Origin of the sequence: Phaeodactylibacter xiamenensis (assembly GCF_965229835.1) — a bacterium.
In the GTDB taxonomy this organism is placed as follows: Bacteria; Bacteroidota; Bacteroidia; order Chitinophagales; family Saprospiraceae; genus Phaeodactylibacter; species Phaeodactylibacter xiamenensis.
On sequence record NZ_OZ245931.1, the window covers coordinates 5,093,160 to 5,110,312 of the forward strand.

The window sequence follows — 17,153 nt, forward strand, 5'->3', positions numbered from 1 at the left end:
GCAATTAATCCTGAGGGAGAACATAGCAATAAGGAAATTGAGTCAAAAGCTTTCTATATTTGAAACTCCACCAATGTCAATAGTTACAATATGCCCCAGCCCGCTATCATCGCAAGACTAGAACAACAACTCAGCATCACCATCGCTCCATCCGATGCGCCCGATCTCCACGCATTCATGCGCTACGGGCGCAAGGAAGAGGACAAGAGTCAGTATTGGTTAAAAGACGGTACACTGACCGGTCTGAAGCTGCGCACGCTGGGCTTGCAAGATGCCAGCTTTCTGGAAGCACCAGAACTGTCAGGCTTACAGGGCTTGTACCTGGCGGAAAATGATTTCTCAAGCCTGCATTTACCCGAGTCATTGCAGCAACTGCAGCTCCTCAACCTGGCGGATAATAAAGCACTACAGACGCTGGAATTCTCCGGGGCTATGCCCCAATTGGAAGAAATCGACCTTAGCGACAGCGGCATACAGACAATCCACCTACCGGACTGCCTGGCCCTGCAAAAACTGGATGTAAGCCGCTCCAAGCTGGAAGCGTTTTCTTTTGCTTCTGCCTGCCCCAAGCTGTGGTGGCTGGACTTGAGTGGAAATGAGGGGCTATCCAGTTTGGAGCTGCCGAGCGGGTTTGAAGCATTACAATACCTGTATTTGTACAAGAGTGGTATACAGGAGCTACAAATCGTTGGTAAGCTGCCGAAGCTTATTGTACTGGACCTTGAAGGCAACCAGTTAAAGCAGTGGCCGGAAAAGTTTCTGCTACCGGATGGCTTGGAAACGCTTTACCTGGAAAGTAACCCCATCGAGAATATCCCGGAAACGATCCGGGGTAGCGGGGAACGTCACAATTCGGTGGAGGATGTGCGGCAGTACCTGCTTTCTGTAATCGATGAGGAAAAGGTGGAATACCTGCACCAGGCAAAGATGATCTTGGTCGGGAATGGGGAAGTAGGGAAAACGTCTATTCGTATAAAACTGCTGGACCCGAAAGCTCCGTTGCCAGAGAAAAAGGATCGCACTGCTGGTTTGGATATTGTACCCTATGAACTCAAGCAGTTGCCTCAGGATTTGACAGGCTTGGATGAACCTATCGACTTCCAGCTCAATATCTGGGACTTTGGGGGGCAGGGGAAGTACCGGGAGGTGCAACAGCTCTTCTTTAGCCCACAATCCTTATACCTGTTTGTGACGGCCTGTGATGATACGCCAGAGGAAAAGGAAAGCTACGTTGCTTTTGACTATTGGATGTCATTGGTACATGCCCTGAGCTACGACCGGGAGCAGGAGCGGTCCAGCCCGGTAATCCACGTAGTAAACAAGATTGATAAAGAGCGGATGGATATCGACCAAAGGGCGCACAACCGTTTTGGGAATGTGGAGGAATTTCACGCGATCAGCTGTAAGGAATTGACCAATTTTGAGGCTTTGCGAAAGGCTATTCCTCGAGTGTTGCCAAAGGTAGGCCAGGGCATCTTCCGCGATCAGTACAACGAAGACTGGCTCTGGGTTATGGAAGCGTTGCAGCGACGGCAAGCAGAGCAGCATATCACCTATCAGGACTACCTTGAGGTGTGTAAAAACCGCCTGGATGAAAAAGAAGCCCGTGCATGGCTCCGCATCCTGGACAGAATCGGGACGGTCATCTACTTTGGCGAGTACGAAAAGCTTAAGGACTGGATCATTCTCAATCCGAATTGGGTGAAGCAGGCGGTTTTTGAGGTGATCGATAGCGGAGAGCGCAACCCTGTACCTCAATGGCGGTTTGAAAAGCAAATCTGGAGCCATTATTCCGAACCAGAAAGGGAAAAGTTGCTGGAACTTTTGCAAGCCTATGACCTGGCGTATGTACAGCAAAATGCCTACGGGGAGCAAGAGTTTGTCATCCCAGCCTTGCTTGAAAAAGAAGCTCCAGATTTTGAAGGGTTATTACCACAAGAGGCATCGCCTTTGAAGCTGCGTTTTGCCTTTCAGCCTTTCCTGCCCGCTGGTACCGTCAATAAGCTGATGGTGCGGCTTAAGGATCACATCTACCGGGGCTTGATGTGGAAAGACAACGTAGTGGTCCATCATCCTGACACCAATGCCTACGGGCACGTCGAAGAAGACTGGCAAAATCATTTTGTCAACCTTTCGCTCTACGGCGAAGACCTTGCTGTACTTTATGGGATGGTCGCCTCAACACTCGAAAGCCTTAACGAGGACTTTAAGAACGCCAAGTTTTTGAAAAGCCTCGACTTTGTGGTAGAAGGATTTGACGGCGAAGAGTGGCTTGGGCAGCGATTCCTGCAAAAACTACATACTGATACTTTTTGCTTCCTTTGGGAGCAGTCTCCTACTAAAAAACAACACCAGGATATGCCAACAGTCGATCAGGTAAGGGCGCTAGTGGCCCGCAGTCGAATTGATGATGCTATAGCTGCTTTGAAAGCTTTGGTACCAGAAAGTTTGTCAGCAGAAGTATTAGGGCTTGAAAGCCGCTACAGTAAGCTTCAAAGGGATAGCCGAATGGGTATCCTGTCAAATTCAGAGCAGAACCTTGAACGAAATCAAATCGTAGCTGCTATTTTAGACTTGGCAGGGGAAGCGGACCGGGAAGCCGGTTCACCTACTCCTCCGCCTACTCCTCCGCCTACTGCTCCACCTTCTCCGGGACCGGATAGCGGCAAAAAGAAAATCCTCTTTATCTGTTCCAGCCCTGATGGACAAAATCCGCTTGATTTTGGCGCTGCTTTTCGTGAAATAGAGGATGCTCGACAACGAGCAGATCGCCGTGATGACTTCGAAGAAGTAGATATTAAGACCAGCGTCCAAAGGCGCAGGTTGGTGCGTACCCTTACGGATATAAAACCTAATGTGCTTCATATCTCGCTGCATAGCTCTAAATATGAGGGATTGTATTTTGAAGGCAGAGCGGGTGAAGTAGCTCCGATTGACCCAGATAATTTTAGGGAGAATATCAGGACTTTCCTTTCGCACCCTGATACTGGGGATAAGTTAGATGTAGTAATTCTTGATGCCTGTAATTCATTGAAGCACGGGGAGGCTATTCTTGAGTTTGCGGATTACGTAGTATGCACTAAAGATTATTTTCCAGACCTTGCAGGAAGGGATTATGCAGAGGAGTTTTACAGTCACTTCTTCAATGGAGAGCCCGTAGAATTTTGCCATAATGCTGCAGTCAATCTAATCCGGAGTGAAGGCTATGAACAATCAGAAACCATGAGTATGTCGGTTCATGAAATCCCAACCTTGTTAAAAAGCGAGCAACTATGAGTGGAGTACTCAAAAACATGTTAAAAGAGCAAGGCTACGAAACGATTGCCTTGCCCAAGGAAGGCTTGAAACCACTGCAAGTCTTACTTAGATCAGGGAATGAGCTAAGAGAATACGGTGGTACTCTACTCGATCTTTTTGAGCCCGATGTAGCTGGGCTGCCAATAAAGAGGCGAAGCACTTCTGGCTTGTCCGGGCAGCAAGTGATCGCTACAGATGCCAATACCGGGGTCGATTTACTGAAGCAGCTATTTCAAGCTTTGGGGCTAAAGGATAGCGCCATTGAGGGTAACCTAACCATTGGAAAGCATCATAATTTGAGTTTTTCTTTTCAAAGTATTGAAGAAGAAAGGGTGCCGTTTATTGGATTGGACAACTTTATCCGTGGCGCTATTCCCAAGAAAGAAGGCTTTCAAGCCTCGTTGGAGCGATTGAAGGCTAGTGAATTGTATGTAATTACACACCTCTTGAAAAGCAACACCTTCTCAATTGATTTTTATAGCGATCGAGGGATTGATGGTGAATTAAAGGGAGCATTGGAAAAGCTAGCCACTTTAGAGGGTAGCCTTAAACACAGCAAGGATAACCAACTCTCTTTATCTGTTCCGGAAGGGAAAGAGTTGGCTTTTGCTTTCCGGGCTGTTCGCATTCTATTCGATAGAAAACGCTGGTTCGAATTCTGGCAAAATAAAGAAGGCTTTCGAATCAAAAATCAGCAAGGTCTGGTATTGAAAGACGGAGAAGAAGACTTTCCGGTGGATTTTTTGTCTTCGGAGTCAGGAATTAGCTCGTTCTAAAGATGTACCACGCCGAAACCATCAACAACCACACCTTCCGCCTGCGCTTCCTGCCTAGTGGAATCTTCGATATGGGGAGCAATGAAACCAAAAAGGCTTGGGGCAAAGAAAGCCCTATCCACAAAGTAGAACTCTCGCCTTTTTTCATTGGAGAATACCCGGTAACCCAGGCGCTGTGGAAGGCGGTGATGGGGGCGGATCATAACCCCTCCTTTTTTATTAGCGACAATCGCCCGGTAGAGCACGTATCCTGGATCGATATTGTCGAAGGACATCAAGATAATGATGGTCCGCCTGCCTTTTTACAACAGCTCAATGAATGGACCAAAACCTCACGCCCTAAGGGATATGCTTATCGGCTCCCTACAGAGGCGGAGTGGGAGTACGCAGCCCGCGGTGGCGAGCCTTATGAATACGCTGGAAGCGATCAATTGAAGGAGATAGGTTGGTGTAAGGGAAATAGTCATGGTGAAACGAAAGCGGTGGGCCTGAAGCGCCCGAACGGCCTTCATCTATACGATATGAGTGGTAATGTAAAGGAATGGTGTATGGATAAATATTCTGATTCCTTTTACCAGGAGTGCTATGATCAGGGTATCGTAAAAGATCCGCTTTGCGATGATAAAAAGACCCGGCCCCGCGTGTCCCGCGGCGGCTCGTTGAACAGCAGCCCGCGGCACTGCCGTGTATCCTGTCGCTTCGACTGGGACCCGGCGAGTCAAAACATCCTCGTCGGTTTTCGTTTGGTGTTGGCCCCAGTTCAGCGGTAGCGAAGCGAAGCCAGCCTACGGAGCGGAATGGCCACTGCGCTTAAACTCGGAACGGAGAGTTTTGGGCGTAACGCACAAACCCGACGCACGAGTTTATGCCGACACGAAGTCATATTTGGTCCCAAAGTCCTTCGTCGTCGGTATAGCCGTGGCCGATAGAGTGCAGAAGGCTGGCTGAGCGGAAATTTGGAAAAATGAGAGTATGGAGGAAAATGCAAAATATCATAGGGAGACGGTCAATGGGTGTGCTTTTCGGATGCGGTATTTGGAGGGTGGGGTGTTTGAGATGGGGGATGAAAATACTGTACTTGCTCTAGGCGCTGAAGGACCTATCCATAAGGTGGAATTATCGCCTTATTATATTAGTGAGCACCTTGTAACACAAGCACTATGGGTGTCGATAATGGGTCAAGATCATAATCCTTCTCGTTTTAAAGGCAACAATCGCCCTGTAGAGTGTGTGTCTTGGATAGATATTGTCGAAGGGAATCAGCAAGGTAATGGTCAACTTGCCTTTCTACAAAAATTAAACGAAGAGACCGAGGCTACACGTCCAGCGGGATATAAATATCGATTGCCCACAGAAGCTGAATGGGAATATGCTGCTCGAGGTGGTAGGCAAATCAATACGGACATACACCATACTAGAATAGCTTATGAATACGCAGGAAGTGATCAAATGAAAGAAGTGGGGTGGTTTAATGAGAATAGCCATGGCGAAACAAAAGCCGTAGGGTTAAAAAGCCCGAATGACCTTGGGTTATATGATATGAGTGGAAATATAGAGGAATGGTGCTTAGATACGTACTCCAGTCAATTCTTTCAAGATTGCCATCAGAAAGGTGTAGTAAGGGATCCAATTTGTCAAATTGATGAAGGCCAAGGAATGGTTTTAAGAGGTGCTGCATTTAAATTCTTTCTTCAGTTTTGTCGCTTGTCTTATAGAGGTAACTGGTTACCTGATTATCGTGATTCTAGTGTCGGCTTCCGCCTGGCACTAGCCAAAGTACATATCAATATCTAATAGCAACCTATCTTCAGCTTATCAGCTAGCTAAATATAGCCTACAGAATAGAGCATGAAAAACAATCTACCGTCCATAGCGTACCGTAGCTAAAACGACTGGCCGCGCTACTGGCCCGGGTGGCCGGAACCCCTTTTTTAGTGGCCGAGAGGTTTATTTTAGTGGCCAGAATGCAGTTTTTAGATGGCCGCTGTTGTAAAAAGATTTTCGCCATAGTTAATTGCAGCTGAATTAATTACAAAATTAAATTTTTTCAGCTATGAAACTTGATTTAACCACACTGCCAAATGCAGTAAAACTCGAGGTTAGCAAAGAAGATCTATTAGCATTTGCCGATCGTCTCCTTCCAGCCCAGCAGGAGGTAGAAATGACTCCAGATTCTATGGACGAAAAACCGCTCTCCTTCATGGAGATGTGTAATTTTTTAGGAATCGCCAAATCCACCGGCTACCAGCGTATTGGACGGGGAGAGATTCCACACTTCAAAAAAGGACGCCGCCTCTACTTCCGCAAGAGCGAACTCATGGCGTACATTGAGTCTGGTCGCCGTAAGACTCGCATAGAGCTGGAGCAGGCAGCGAAGAATTATTTGGCTCAAGCTAAATAGCAAAACTGTACCAATTGTCAAAGGGCTATTAAGCTTGTAGTAAAGCGGTAGTCAAAGGCTAAAAATAAGTCTATAAGATTCTAAAGTGCTCGTTGAGCGCCTAGGCTTGCTATTGCCTGCCGTCAAGGTTCTGTAGCCCAATTGCTAATGAAAAAAGCCCCGTGCTTTGACCGGTGGCGGGGCTTTAAAAAACTAATATAATGAAAAGTAAAAATACAAATAATTCTGGTGCCAGTCCAGTAAAAGACCTCCATTTCATCCTTGAAAAACACAAGCTAGCTATCGAGAAGCTCAATGTAATTGTAGCGCAAAAAGAACAGTATCTGGAACAGCGTTCCTCTTTGTTGATAAAAAAGCAATTGGAGGCTTTGTACACTGCAATTGTTGACATAGCGGAGGGTATGAAGATGTATGTGATGGCTTATAACGAGCTCGTGTCAGCATATACGCTTAGTAATTTCGAAGCGAATGCGCTGTGTTATGCGCTGCCGGAGGACCGCTCCGATCTGAGCCTTGGAAGGGAGCTGTACGCGCTTCGTTATCAAATTAAGCATAAGCGTATTCCTGAACGAAGGTTATCTGACCGGGTTCGAGAAAAAGTAGACCGCTTCGAGAAGCGCATATCAAAGGAAGAAAACGCGGTGCAACATGGCTGAGAAATACCTAAAGATAGTCGAGTCCGCCAAGGCAAAGATTCAGGGTAATATGGAGGTGGTGCCATCGTTGGTATCCCCTTTCGTTGGCAAACCCGCCTCTAAGTGGCTGGAAGAAGCAGCGCAGACACCTGTTCCAAAAATGCTGTTCGACCAGTTCTGGTTTGAAGGCGAGCTTTGTGTGCTGTACGCTTCTACCAATACGGGGAAATCAATCCTGGCCTTTCAGATTGGCGTGTATATCGCTTCGGGTATGCCTAATACTTATTGGGCTATGTCGGCCGGGAAGCAGACCGTGCTTTACTTTGACTTCGAGCTATCCCCGCGGCAATTTACTAAGCGGTACAGCGAGGTGGAAAACGATCGGTATGTACATCTGTACAAGTTCCCGGAATTCCTCCGGCGTTATGAGCTTGGCGAAGTGGACCTGCCGGAAGAGGTGAGCCTGGTGGATTATTACATCGAAGGCATACGCAAAGAAGTGCAGCAAACCGGGGCGAAGGTGGTCATCATTGATAATATCACCTGGCTAAACCATCGCCTGGAGAAATCCTCCGATGCTGGTGCATTTATGCAAAAGCTCAACAAACTGAAGCGGGAAGAAGAGCTGAGCATCCTGCTCATCGCCCATACACCGAAAAGGGACGCTACCCAACCCATCACCATCAATGACCTGGCAGGCAGTGCACAACTCATGAACTTTATGGACAGTGCCTTCGCCATAGGCTCCAGTACACAGGATGCCCAGTTGCGGTACATCAAGCAGATCAAAGTCCGGGAATGTGAGAAAGTGTACGGGGAAGATAACGTCATCGTTTGTATGCTGGAAAAGGTGGGCAACTTCTTACAGTTTACTTTTCAGAGCTATGGATCAGAGCGCGACCACCTGCGTACGTACAAAGAAAGCGATAAAGCACAACGGGATGCAGATATCCTGGAGCTGTACGAAGCGCTCAAAAGCTACCGCGAAGTTGGCAAACAGTTGGGGGTTAGCCACCAAACGGTCAAGCGGGTGGTAGACCGTGCGAAAACCGAATCCGAAACTAGTGGGCAGACTGATGACGATGAGGATCCGCCCTGGTAGTGTATACTGATGATTAAGTGGTTTGCCACAGCAAACCTACTCAATGCTTGCCCGTGTCTCGTCGCCTGTGGACTTTGACCACCTTAAAGGCAGGAGGGTCAGCATTCACACTGAGAAGTGGCCTGCTCCGATATCGCAAACCACTTCGTATTGCGTGTAACGTAACATTTGGAGTGTTACAGGGGGTTACGTTGATGTTACAGGGTGTAACAACCGTGTAACAGGTGTAACGCTGTTTGGCACTTGTTACGTGTTACAGGGTTACTCCTCCACCAGCAACGCACAAACTCCCACTCCCAGCGTCCGCGCAATCCGGTACAGCGTCTCCAGGTCCGGCTGCTGCACATTGCGGCACCAACGGGAAACCGTGACCTCAGTCTTGCCCAATTGGGCGGCTAGCCACTTGTTCGTACGGCCCTGTTCGCGCAGGACTTCCTTGATCCGGTTGAGTTTTTCCTCTGCCATGCTTAGTTAAAGTCGTTTAACGATTTTAATTATTATCTATTAACGACTATTTTTGTAGTAGTAAAACGACTGTTATGTATTTGACTTCCGACATTTGGACTGGCGTTTACTCCTCGCATCAGCGGTGCCTGGAAGCTTTGCAGCGCCTTGGTATAACGCCCCGGCAACCGCAATCAGCGATCAGTGAGGAGGAATACCTGCGCCTGCTCGAATATAGGCTAAAAACGGCGAATGGCGAAAAGCAAGCCGAAGTTGAACGCCGTATGGCGCGTTTAACAGGAGGCACAGCAGCGTTAAACCCAGCAACGGCAACGTCGGAGCCCGTACAGCCTACACCGCCCCGTTTGATCCGGGCCATACAGTTCGTAGCGCACTGGGCCACCTCCGAAGCCATTGTGTTTTGTACGCTCGTAGGGGCCATTGCCATACAAGTCCACCACGTTGCCCACCTCGTACACCGCGTAAGCGATGCCGATAACCTGTGGCTGGGCTATGTCTTCGGCAGCGTTTCCGAAATTACCGCCCTTATGCTCACCGTTCACCAAGCCAAACGCAGCATGTTGATTGTGTTCGCAGTCGTACAGTGCTGGATTAACATCCTTTACTACTGCGAACTTCCGGATTTAACGATCAAAATCACCCTCTCCGGTTTGATTGCTTTCGTGATCTATGCGTACAGCGACTTGTTTGCGGTGATTCAACGTAAAAAGTCCTTAGTTAAACCTTAGCCTATGGTTATTCACAAAGGGCAAACGCCTGTTAAACCCAAGCCGCCTACCCTGGCAAAAGTCGCCTTAGTAATCTTGGCTGCCTTACTAAGCCTGTATGCCGCGTACGAAATTACTAAGGACATTCCGGGCTTATCCCCCGAACGGCAAGCCAAACTCAACCGGGAACTGGAAGAGCTCGAAAACACCGAACAATACGTACTAAGAGCTGCCCGGGATGGCTGGTACCCCTGCTACAGTTGTCCGGGAAAAAAACGTATCTTTCTGCACAAGGACGAGGTGTGGAAGTACGGCGTAACCCGCAAAGGTGAGGCTCGCCGCTATGGGCGCTGGCATCAGGAGCAAGGGCTATATTACTTAGTACAGTACGAAGGCCCGCTGCAAGAATGCCTGCGCCGTGAGAAAATCCAGATTTACAGCTACGCCCTGCTGCCGGAGAACTTAAGGCGGGAACAACCACTAATACGACCGACCGGTGCTTGCATCCAGACATTCATCGTCTGGGAAACAAACGCGATACCTGATGGAAGATGTCACTACTAAGCAGTTTTATTTTGGCCTCATTGCTTATGATGAGGACCGGACTATACCTATGGAGGTCTTATCGGCTCTGGAAGATAAGCTCAATGGGGAGGTGGATTTACTAAGCCTGGATACGCCGCTGCGTAAATTGTATATCACGGTGGACCTTACCGTTACTAAGGAAGAATCAGCCTTTTTTACTAAGGAAGAAAACGCGGTTTTGGAAGTTGAGGTGTTACTAAGCCGGGAAGGATGGTCTGATGCAGAGGGGTTTGAGGAAGTGCTGCGGCTGGGGCTGTGGGATGGGCTTAGTAAGGTAGAGGGTGTGCCGCAGCAGTTGCTCATTCACTTATGTTAAAGTCGAATATACCCTCACCTAATAATTGATAGTAGACTGCTAACAATTTTATTCTCCTCAAGACTAGCGGCTTCATCAGATACAGTTTTTCTGAGCTTCTTGTCTTCATTGCTCTTCCATTGAAAGCTTAGCATTAACATGCTATCTCGTAGTTCTTTATCATTCTCATCCTCAGCATACGTTTTTAATAGGTTGATTGCCTCAGAAATATTCGCCTGCTCAATTAGAGACTTGATATGGCTTTGAATGTTATCCGGAATACTATTTTTATTTGCCGGATCAGATGCGGTTGCGCTATCCAGAGCAATAGTCATTAGTAAGTACTGTAAGTGAAGATCTAGCTCTTCAATAATACCTTCCAGTTGATTGGCAAATGGAAGTAAGTCGTCATGAAAAAACCTTCCATGCTTCTCCTTTGTAATTGATAGCCAAAAAAAGTTATCTGGGTCTACGGGGTGCTCTACATACGCAGGACCAACTATATTATATTGAGCCTCTTTGAAAAGTAATTGTCCTTGCTCATCCTTATCCTTTACTTTGGTTCTAAGTGGGTTGAAAATACTTTCTATTGAATTTTGATCGATTCTGGAGTCTAGGTTCTTCAGCGCTAATAATTTTGCTTCCGCATCATATTTAATAGCGTTAACCATTTTGTCTAGTACTTCGGACTTATATTCATAGACATTTGGATAATTACTGAAGGTGAGAAACTTTGTTTCTGAATAATCTCCGTATAATGAATGCCATCTCAGCTTCGCCTCATATTGAATCACAATGCTTTCCACTTCTTTTATCAGGGGCATTAAGATGAGCCTTAATAAGCTCTCTGGGTTTAATTTCATGTTATTGATTATTTCAATATTTTTTACAAGTTTTGGTACTTTTCAGAAAAAAGGTTTATTCGCCTGTTTCCTTCATGTGGGTTTCGGCGATTTCAATCAATTCAAGAATAGCTCTGACAAGCTGATTGTAGCCCCTGTCTATTTCATCTGTAGACAAAGTGCCCTCTCGCTCCTTGGCTTTGATGTTGGTAAGCTTTGATTTCTGAACAACTACTTCGGCAGAATCAATATGCGGGGAATATTCCTTTTCCAGGATATCTAAAACATCGCTTAGTTTTCTCCGGTCCTTGAGATACTCCTTCTTGAGCTCTTGAAGCGACACTACCTCATGTTGTATCCCGCTAAGTAAGTTTTCCACTGGGAGCATGGTAAAGCACTTAGGGCACTGAAGGTCTCGACCCTGCTTACTTTCTTTTAATTTCTGAACCGTTTCCATCGGGATAGCAGTCGGCTTCTTTTCTTTACACAGACTACCATTACTACAGTAGGTAAATTCATTGACCTGATGCCGTAGATTTTTATTGAGTTCTTTAAGGATATCAGTTATCCGCTTCAGAAGTTCTTGTTTGTCATCCCCAATGATGTTTACAGAAATTATCTCATAAGGTGAGTTTGGGGTAAGCTTAAATTCTACCAATCCTCGGGCTCCTTTATACTTCAGAATGACTCCTGTATTCCAGAACTGTTCACCTTCTACAAGTCTCGGTGTATTATTAAAAGCTCTGGCAATAAACTGACCGAGAATTCCCTTTGGCATGACTGTATACCGATACTCGTAAGTGAGACTACCCTTTGTTCTTCTAATATCCTCTGCCAATTTGGGTGGGGTATCCGGTAGTTGCATGGGGATAACGTAGGTCTCGTCTTCTGTATCTAGCTTAAAGCAAAGCTTAAACGAAATCATAAACTCGAGAATAAGGTCTAGATTTTCTTGCGATTGGTCTAACCGATCCAAGATTCTACCATGTAAACGACCGTTGTTGTTCCTGATTTCCTTTTCACTGTCCAAAAGGATTGCATACACTTGTTTAGTTAGCCATTGGGGATCCAGGATTACATACTTGCTTATATTGCGATTCCTTCGATAATGAATAATGACTCCAATTTGGTGCAGCCATTCTAAGATTTGGATCGCGGATTTCTCTTCCAAGTCGTTTTCCGTACAAAGCTTGAGAAAGTCATTTTTGATCATAAATTGTTTTCCATCATTCCGCTTTTGTTCCAGCTTTGCTTTTATATTTTCCCAGCTTTTAGGGATGACTTTCCCAACCTCTGGTAATTTCAGTATTTCTTTCTTAATCAAGTATTGTAGCCCACCTTCACTAGAGCCAATGTTTTTCCCATCGAGCCCCCCAATATCAATGAAGTCTTTTAGTTGAGGGAAATCGCTTTGAAGGCTTTTTTGGTTAATTGTCTCCCGATATTCTTCCTGCCCGAAGGCTTTGTTTTGCACTAAAATTACTCTGCTGTTTGGTCCTCCAAACGTTTCAATAGTTTGAAACCAACGCTTAAAGTAGGCATATTTGTCATCTACTCCACGAGCGGTCCAAAGCAGTAGAAACAAGGCATTTTCGGTTAGGAAGAAGGAGTGAATGTTTCGTTGTATCTCCTGTCCACCAAAGTCCCACATACTGATTTCAATATTATATTCATTCCCGTCTTCATCTGTAGTTCTTAATCCGACCAATTGGTCTGTTTCGATACCATGCGTTTGGCTAATAGTAGATTTTAATTGTTCCTTTGTCGCCTCAGGGTTTTTTAAACGTTTGAAGAGTGTGGACTTTCCTGTTTCTCCTTGCCCTAAAAAGATAAGTTTAGCTTTGTAATTCTTGGTTTCTCCATCAAGGATTTCCCGGTAATAGGTTTTCCATTCATTGAGTTTGTTGCCTTCCCAATCATAAAGTGGAATATCTTTTAGGGGGTTCTTACTTACATATAAACCCTTCAAGGATGGGTGGTTGTAAAGTGATCCTGGTAAATCGTTTAGGCGATTAAAATTGAAAAATAGCTTTTCAAGCTTTTGCAATTGAATTATCTCCGGAGGCAAAAACGAAATACGGTTACCAGCAAGCCAGAGCGTTTTCAAACTTTTTAGCTCAAGTACGGGAAGTGGAAATTCGTTTAGGTTGTTATGAGATAATTGAAGCTCTACAAGATTTGGTGGCCATTCTATAGAGTTAATTTTCTGCAAATGATTGTTTCCTAGAATGAGAATCTTCAACCTCTCCATCTCTCGGAGACTTTTAGGGAGGCTTTTTAAATTATTATTCTTTAAAATGAGCTTTTTGAGCTTGGTCAGTGATGATATTTCTTCAGGGATTTCATCTATACCTGCATCGGTTAAGTCTAATACTCTTAGGTTTTTTAGTTTGAGTATTTCGTTGGGGAACTCTCCATTAGTTGTGAAATTTAACCTTAGGCTGCCATATCGTTTTGCCGCTTCTATAGATACCTTTTGTTTCTCGTAGTTTTCAAACGATTCTATTTGGTCAGAAGATGATAATACCTTGGAAGGAGAGGATGTTCTTCTTCTTAGTTTTTTATTTCTTTCCATTTTTTTTAAATTGCAACATAATAATTTTAAGCGTAGGGTACGGCTGCGTTTCGTTCAGATAAAGTGAGTTTTTCACGCCGGTCAAGAAATACATCACTTTAAATTTGCTTAATGAATTGAGCAAATAAAATTAGTCCTGCTGAGAGGCAACCGCTCGGGTCTACACAGTCCCTACAGCTCTCAGACAAAGCCAGGCCAAACGGTCTGGCTTTTTTCACGCCGCCAACCACCCCTCCCCCCGCGAAGCCTGCACAAAAATATGATCATAAATCCGGTCACAAACCTCCTTGTACGCCTTACGTCCGTAGCTATCCTCCGGGAGGTCGGTGTCCAGGACTTCTTCGATGGCACTTTTGACGTGCCGGCGCGACTGCGTGTCCCGGTGCCAGTCCTGTACGAGGACGCGCGGTTGTTCCTCCTTCAGACGTTTGAGGAGGTGGCGGGCGGCGTTTTTGACGGCCTGCTCTTCCGCTTTGGTCAGCTTGTCTTTTTTGAGGAGGTCGAAGAGTTCCAGTTCTTCTTTTTCCAGGCCGAGGCGGATGTGGCGCTCGTCTTCCTGCCGCAGGTCTTCGGCAAACTGTACGAGGTCGGCGAAGTAGTCCTCGGTGAGGCGGCCGCCGGCGTTGTAGCGGTCGATGATATTTTGGAAGCGCTCCAGGAAGGGGGCGCGGGTGGTGTTTTCTTCCAGCATCTGCCGCAATTTGTCGCTGAGGAAGGCGCGGAGGTCGGCGATTTCGATATTTTGGTGTTTTTTCTCCGGAAATTCCTCGCGTAGCTTGTCGAAGTTGAACTTGGAGAGGTCGAGCTCCCGCTTGTAGCCTTTGATGTGGAATTGGGGCGACTCGGCATCGGCGGCTAATTGATCCCGGCTGTCTTCTACGGTGAGGACGCTCTGATCGAGCAGCTCGCTGATGCGGTGGCTGGCACGTTCTACATCGGCTTGCCCAATGTGCTGATCTACCACGCCGCGCAGGTAGTGGATGGCTTCCACAATTCGGTATTGCTGCCGGTGCTTGAGGATGTCCGGGCGGCAGGCTTCGTACAGGCTGTAGCAGGTGTTGTCGTATACCGTGAATTCCTTGCGCAGCTCGTCTTTGCTGAGCAGGATGTCGGCGTAGTCGTTGAAGCGTTCCAGCTTGGAGAAGGTGGTGTCGGCATCGAGCAGGGCTTGCAGGTTGATCTCATGCTGATCGCAAAAGGCACGGCAGGCTTTGATGGACTCGTCGAGCAGCACCATCAGCTCGCTTTTGGGCTGTACGGGGTCTTTGCCTTCCGGGTTTTGGTCGGGATTAGCATGCTCGCCCTGTCCGTAGTCCTTCAGCGCCCGCTTGAGGTTGCGGAAGACGTTGTAGTAGTCGACCACCAAGCCGTTCTTTTTGGCGACCCCGTCTATGGGCGGAGCTACCCGGTTGGCGCGGGCGATGGTCTGCATCAGGGTGTGGTTTTGCATAGGCTTGTCCAGGTAGAGGGTGGACACGGTGGGCGCATCAAAGCCGGTGAGCCACATGGCGCAGACGAAGACCAGCTGCAGGGGATGTTCCGGGTCTTTGAAGTTGTCTTCCAGCGTATGCCCGTGCTCGTCTATGGCGTTGAGGCGGTCGCGGTGGGGCTTGATGTGGAGCCCGCGGTCGGCGAATTTTTGTTCTTCATCGGCTTCCTCGCTGATGACGACAGCGGTTTGCATGCCATTGAGGAAGCGCAGGGTGCGTTGCAGCTCGGCTTTGGCTTCTCCGCTGGCCCGCGCGATTTCCCGGCGCAGCTCTTTCTGCTGTTCCTTGATGTAGTAGTTGACCTTGTCGTACATCTTGACGGTGGTGTACTTATCCACGCAGATGACCATGCCTTTGCCGAGGTAGCCGCGGCGGGGGAAGTGGTAGGCGATGTCTCGGGCGATGGTTTCCAGGCGGTCGTCCCGCTTGATGACCTCCATCTCTTTGGCGTACTTATTTTCCAGCTTGCGCTGCTGCTGCTCGTCCAGGTGCTCGTCTTCCAGGATTTGGGCCAGCTCCTCGCTTAGGTCATCGTTGGCGATGTGGACTTCGGGCAGGCGCTTATCGTAGAAGAGGGGCACGGTGGCGCCGTCGGCGACTGCTTGCGCAAAATTGTACTCCGAGACGTACTCCCCAAACCAGGCGTTGGTCTTCTTCTCCTTGCCGAGCAGGGGCGTGCCGGTGAAGGCAATGTACTGCGCATTGGGCAGGCCGGTGCGCATGTTCTCCGCCAGGTTGGCGTACTGTGTGCGGTGGGCTTCGTCTACGATCACGATGATGTCAGACCGCTCGGAAAGCAGAGGATAGTCCTTGCCTTTATCGTAGCGGAAACGCTGTATGAGGGTGAAGATGTACTTTTTGTTGGTTTGCAAGACCTCCCGCAGTTCCTGACTGCTGCGGGGCAGTGCGGTGTCGGCTTTGGTGCAGGCCCCAAGGTGGAGGAAATTGCGGTAAATCTGCCGGTCGAGGTCGAGGCGGTCGGTGACGATGAGGAAGGTGAAGTTGCCGGTATGCTGCCGCAGGATTTTGCGGGTGAAGAACACCATGCTGTAAGACTTGCCGCTGCCCTGCGTATGCCAGAATACCCCCAGCTTGCCCGCTCGTTCCTGCCTTTCGGCAAAAGCCGCTACCGCTTCGTTGACCCCCAGGAATTGGTGGTTTTTGGCGGCGATTTTGTAGGCATCGCGGTGGAAGAGCAGGAAGTTCTCGATGTAGTCGAGCAGCTTGTGGGGCTGCAAGAGGGCTTGTACCGTATAGCTGAGGCTAAGGCGGTCGCGCGCGATCTTTTTGCGGTCGGGATCATCGGCTTCGGCTTCCCGCAGCCATTCCCCAAAGTGCTCCCAGGTAGATGTGAAAGCCCCCGCCCGCGTTTCCCGTGCATTGCTCAGGATGGTGAGGGCATTGTACCAGAACAGCTGCGGCAATTCCTGCTTGTAGGTGGCCAGGTTGTCGGTATACGCCTGCCTGACGCTGACGTTGGAGTTTTTGAGCTCAATGAGCACCACCGGCAGGCCATTGATGTAGAGGATGACATCCGGGCGGCGGTAGCCGATTTCCCCTTTGATCCAAAGCTGCTGTACGGCGGTGTAGGTATTGCGCTCCGGCTGCCGGTAGTCGATGACCTGTGCGAAGTCTTTTTGATTTTTGCCCTGCTCATCCGTGAATTCCACGGGGACGCCCTCGCGTATGAGGCGGTAGACTTCCCGGTTGGCATTGATGAGGGTCATGGTGCGCCGGCCCTTGCTCAGCTCGGCGGCGGCTTGCTCGATGGCTTCTGTAGGCAGCTCCGGATTGAGGGTGCGCAGCGCTTGCTGCAGGGTACGGGGCAGCACCACCTGTGCCTTGTCGGCGCGGTAGGTATTGTCGTTAAGGTCGCCCGCCTCATAGGTGTAGGCATTGAGGCGCTCCCATTGGCACGAAAGCGCCATCAGGGCTTCGAGCAGGGCTACTTCTATGTCGTCTTCGGAGAGGAAATTGCGCATA

At 48.1% G+C, this 17,153-nt stretch carries 14 protein-coding genes; 10 read left to right on the forward strand and 4 right to left on the reverse strand.

All coding sequences use genetic code 11. From position 1 onward, the window contains the following. Window positions 1-90: 90 nt before the first annotated feature. From ACO08I_RS19430 to ACO08I_RS19460, 7 genes are all read left to right on the forward strand, one after another. On the forward strand, window positions 91-3,276 hold the full coding sequence (locus ACO08I_RS19430) for a COR domain-containing protein (RefSeq protein ID WP_421946819.1): 3,186 nt from the start codon (window positions 91-93) through the stop codon (window positions 3,274-3,276). Then, on the forward strand, window positions 3,273-4,073 hold the full coding sequence (locus ACO08I_RS19435; RefSeq protein WP_421946820.1) for a hypothetical protein: 801 nt from the start codon (window positions 3,273-3,275) through the stop codon (window positions 4,071-4,073). Before ACO08I_RS19430 ends, ACO08I_RS19435 begins: the two co-directional genes overlap by 4 nt. A 2-nt stretch (window positions 4,074-4,075) precedes the next feature. Beyond that, window positions 4,076-4,843: a formylglycine-generating enzyme family protein gene (locus ACO08I_RS19440; RefSeq protein ID WP_421946821.1), complete on the forward strand. Its 768-nt coding sequence runs from the start codon at window positions 4,076-4,078 to the stop codon at window positions 4,841-4,843. A 202-nt stretch (window positions 4,844-5,045) separates the two neighbouring features. Next, entirely contained in the window at window positions 5,046-5,867 is an 822-nt protein-coding gene (locus ACO08I_RS19445; RefSeq protein ID WP_421946822.1) for a formylglycine-generating enzyme family protein, read from the forward strand. A 259-nt stretch (window positions 5,868-6,126) separates the two neighbouring features. Continuing rightward, entirely contained in the window at window positions 6,127-6,474 is a 348-nt protein-coding gene (locus ACO08I_RS19450; protein ID WP_421946823.1) for a helix-turn-helix domain-containing protein, read from the forward strand. 200 nt (window positions 6,475-6,674) lie between these two features. Further along, window positions 6,675-7,130 carry a hypothetical protein gene (locus tag ACO08I_RS19455; RefSeq protein ID WP_421946824.1) on the forward strand — a complete coding sequence of 152 codons (456 nt, stop codon included), beginning with the start codon at window positions 6,675-6,677 and terminating at the stop codon, window positions 7,128-7,130. After that, on the forward strand, window positions 7,123-8,211 hold the full coding sequence (locus tag ACO08I_RS19460; protein WP_421946825.1) for an AAA family ATPase: 1,089 nt from the start codon (window positions 7,123-7,125) through the stop codon (window positions 8,209-8,211). The genes ACO08I_RS19455 and ACO08I_RS19460 overlap by 8 nt, the downstream gene beginning before the upstream one ends. Before the next feature lie 261 nt (window positions 8,212-8,472). Here the strand turns inward: ACO08I_RS19460 and ACO08I_RS19465 are convergent, their stop codons facing one another. Beyond that, window positions 8,473-8,676 carry a helix-turn-helix transcriptional regulator gene (locus ACO08I_RS19465; protein ID WP_044149461.1) on the reverse strand — a complete coding sequence of 68 codons (204 nt, stop codon included), beginning with the start codon at window positions 8,674-8,676 and terminating at the stop codon, window positions 8,473-8,475. 74 nt (window positions 8,677-8,750) lie between these two features. On the opposite strand from ACO08I_RS19465, the gene ACO08I_RS19470 reads away from it, so the two are divergent. The 3 genes from ACO08I_RS19470 to ACO08I_RS19480 are packed head-to-tail and all read left to right on the forward strand — an operon-like array spanning window position 8,751 to window position 10,284. Then, window positions 8,751-9,404: a hypothetical protein gene (locus ACO08I_RS19470; RefSeq protein WP_421946826.1), complete on the forward strand. Its 654-nt coding sequence runs from the start codon at window positions 8,751-8,753 to the stop codon at window positions 9,402-9,404. 3 nt (window positions 9,405-9,407) lie between these two features. Next, entirely contained in the window at window positions 9,408-9,947 is a 540-nt protein-coding gene (locus ACO08I_RS19475; RefSeq protein WP_421946827.1) for a hypothetical protein, read from the forward strand. Further along, window positions 9,928-10,284, forward strand: coding sequence for a hypothetical protein (locus ACO08I_RS19480; RefSeq protein ID WP_421946828.1), 357 nt, complete (start codon window positions 9,928-9,930; stop codon window positions 10,282-10,284). Before ACO08I_RS19475 ends, ACO08I_RS19480 begins: the two co-directional genes overlap by 20 nt. A gap of 14 nt (window positions 10,285-10,298) precedes the next feature. Here the strand turns inward: ACO08I_RS19480 and ACO08I_RS19485 are convergent, their stop codons facing one another. The 3 genes from ACO08I_RS19485 to ACO08I_RS19495 form a co-directional block, all read right to left on the reverse strand. After that, window positions 10,299-11,126 (reverse strand): hypothetical protein, encoded by an 828-nt coding sequence (locus ACO08I_RS19485; protein ID WP_421946829.1) that lies wholly within the window; start codon window positions 11,124-11,126, stop codon window positions 10,299-10,301. A gap of 55 nt (window positions 11,127-11,181) precedes the next feature. Next, window positions 11,182-13,680 carry a COR domain-containing protein gene (locus ACO08I_RS19490; RefSeq protein WP_421946830.1) on the reverse strand — a complete coding sequence of 833 codons (2,499 nt, stop codon included), beginning with the start codon at window positions 13,678-13,680 and terminating at the stop codon, window positions 11,182-11,184. A gap of 214 nt (window positions 13,681-13,894) precedes the next feature. Next, complete coding sequence (locus ACO08I_RS19495; protein WP_421946831.1) at window positions 13,895-17,152, reverse strand: type I restriction endonuclease subunit R; 3,258 nt, start codon at window positions 17,150-17,152, stop codon at window positions 13,895-13,897. Window position 17,153 lies beyond the last annotated feature (1 nt).

Bases quoted from the DNA above. Each gene is read 5' to 3' on its own strand.
- ACO08I_RS19430 (WP_421946819.1), top strand. From the start codon at position 91: ATGCCCCAGCCCGCTATCATCGCAAGACTAGAACAACAACTCAGCATC.
- ACO08I_RS19435 (WP_421946820.1), top strand. From the start codon at position 3,273: ATGAGTGGAGTACTCAAAAACATGTTAAAAGAGCAAGGCTACGAAACG.
- ACO08I_RS19440 (WP_421946821.1), top strand. From the start codon at position 4,076: ATGTACCACGCCGAAACCATCAACAACCACACCTTCCGCCTGCGCTTC.
- ACO08I_RS19445 (WP_421946822.1), top strand. From the start codon at position 5,046: ATGGAGGAAAATGCAAAATATCATAGGGAGACGGTCAATGGGTGTGCT.
- ACO08I_RS19450 (WP_421946823.1), top strand. From the start codon at position 6,127: ATGAAACTTGATTTAACCACACTGCCAAATGCAGTAAAACTCGAGGTT.
- ACO08I_RS19455 (WP_421946824.1), top strand. From the start codon at position 6,675: ATGAAAAGTAAAAATACAAATAATTCTGGTGCCAGTCCAGTAAAAGAC.
- ACO08I_RS19460 (WP_421946825.1), top strand. From the start codon at position 7,123: ATGGCTGAGAAATACCTAAAGATAGTCGAGTCCGCCAAGGCAAAGATT.
- ACO08I_RS19465 (WP_044149461.1), bottom strand. From the start codon at position 8,676: ATGGCAGAGGAAAAACTCAACCGGATCAAGGAAGTCCTGCGCGAACAG.
- ACO08I_RS19470 (WP_421946826.1), top strand. From the start codon at position 8,751: ATGTATTTGACTTCCGACATTTGGACTGGCGTTTACTCCTCGCATCAG.
- ACO08I_RS19475 (WP_421946827.1), top strand. From the start codon at position 9,408: ATGGTTATTCACAAAGGGCAAACGCCTGTTAAACCCAAGCCGCCTACC.
- ACO08I_RS19480 (WP_421946828.1), top strand. From the start codon at position 9,928: ATGGAAGATGTCACTACTAAGCAGTTTTATTTTGGCCTCATTGCTTAT.
- ACO08I_RS19485 (WP_421946829.1), bottom strand. From the start codon at position 11,126: ATGAAATTAAACCCAGAGAGCTTATTAAGGCTCATCTTAATGCCCCTG.
- ACO08I_RS19490 (WP_421946830.1), bottom strand. From the start codon at position 13,680: ATGGAAAGAAATAAAAAACTAAGAAGAAGAACATCCTCTCCTTCCAAG.
- ACO08I_RS19495 (WP_421946831.1), bottom strand. From the start codon at position 17,152: ATGCGCAATTTCCTCTCCGAAGACGACATAGAAGTAGCCCTGCTCGAA.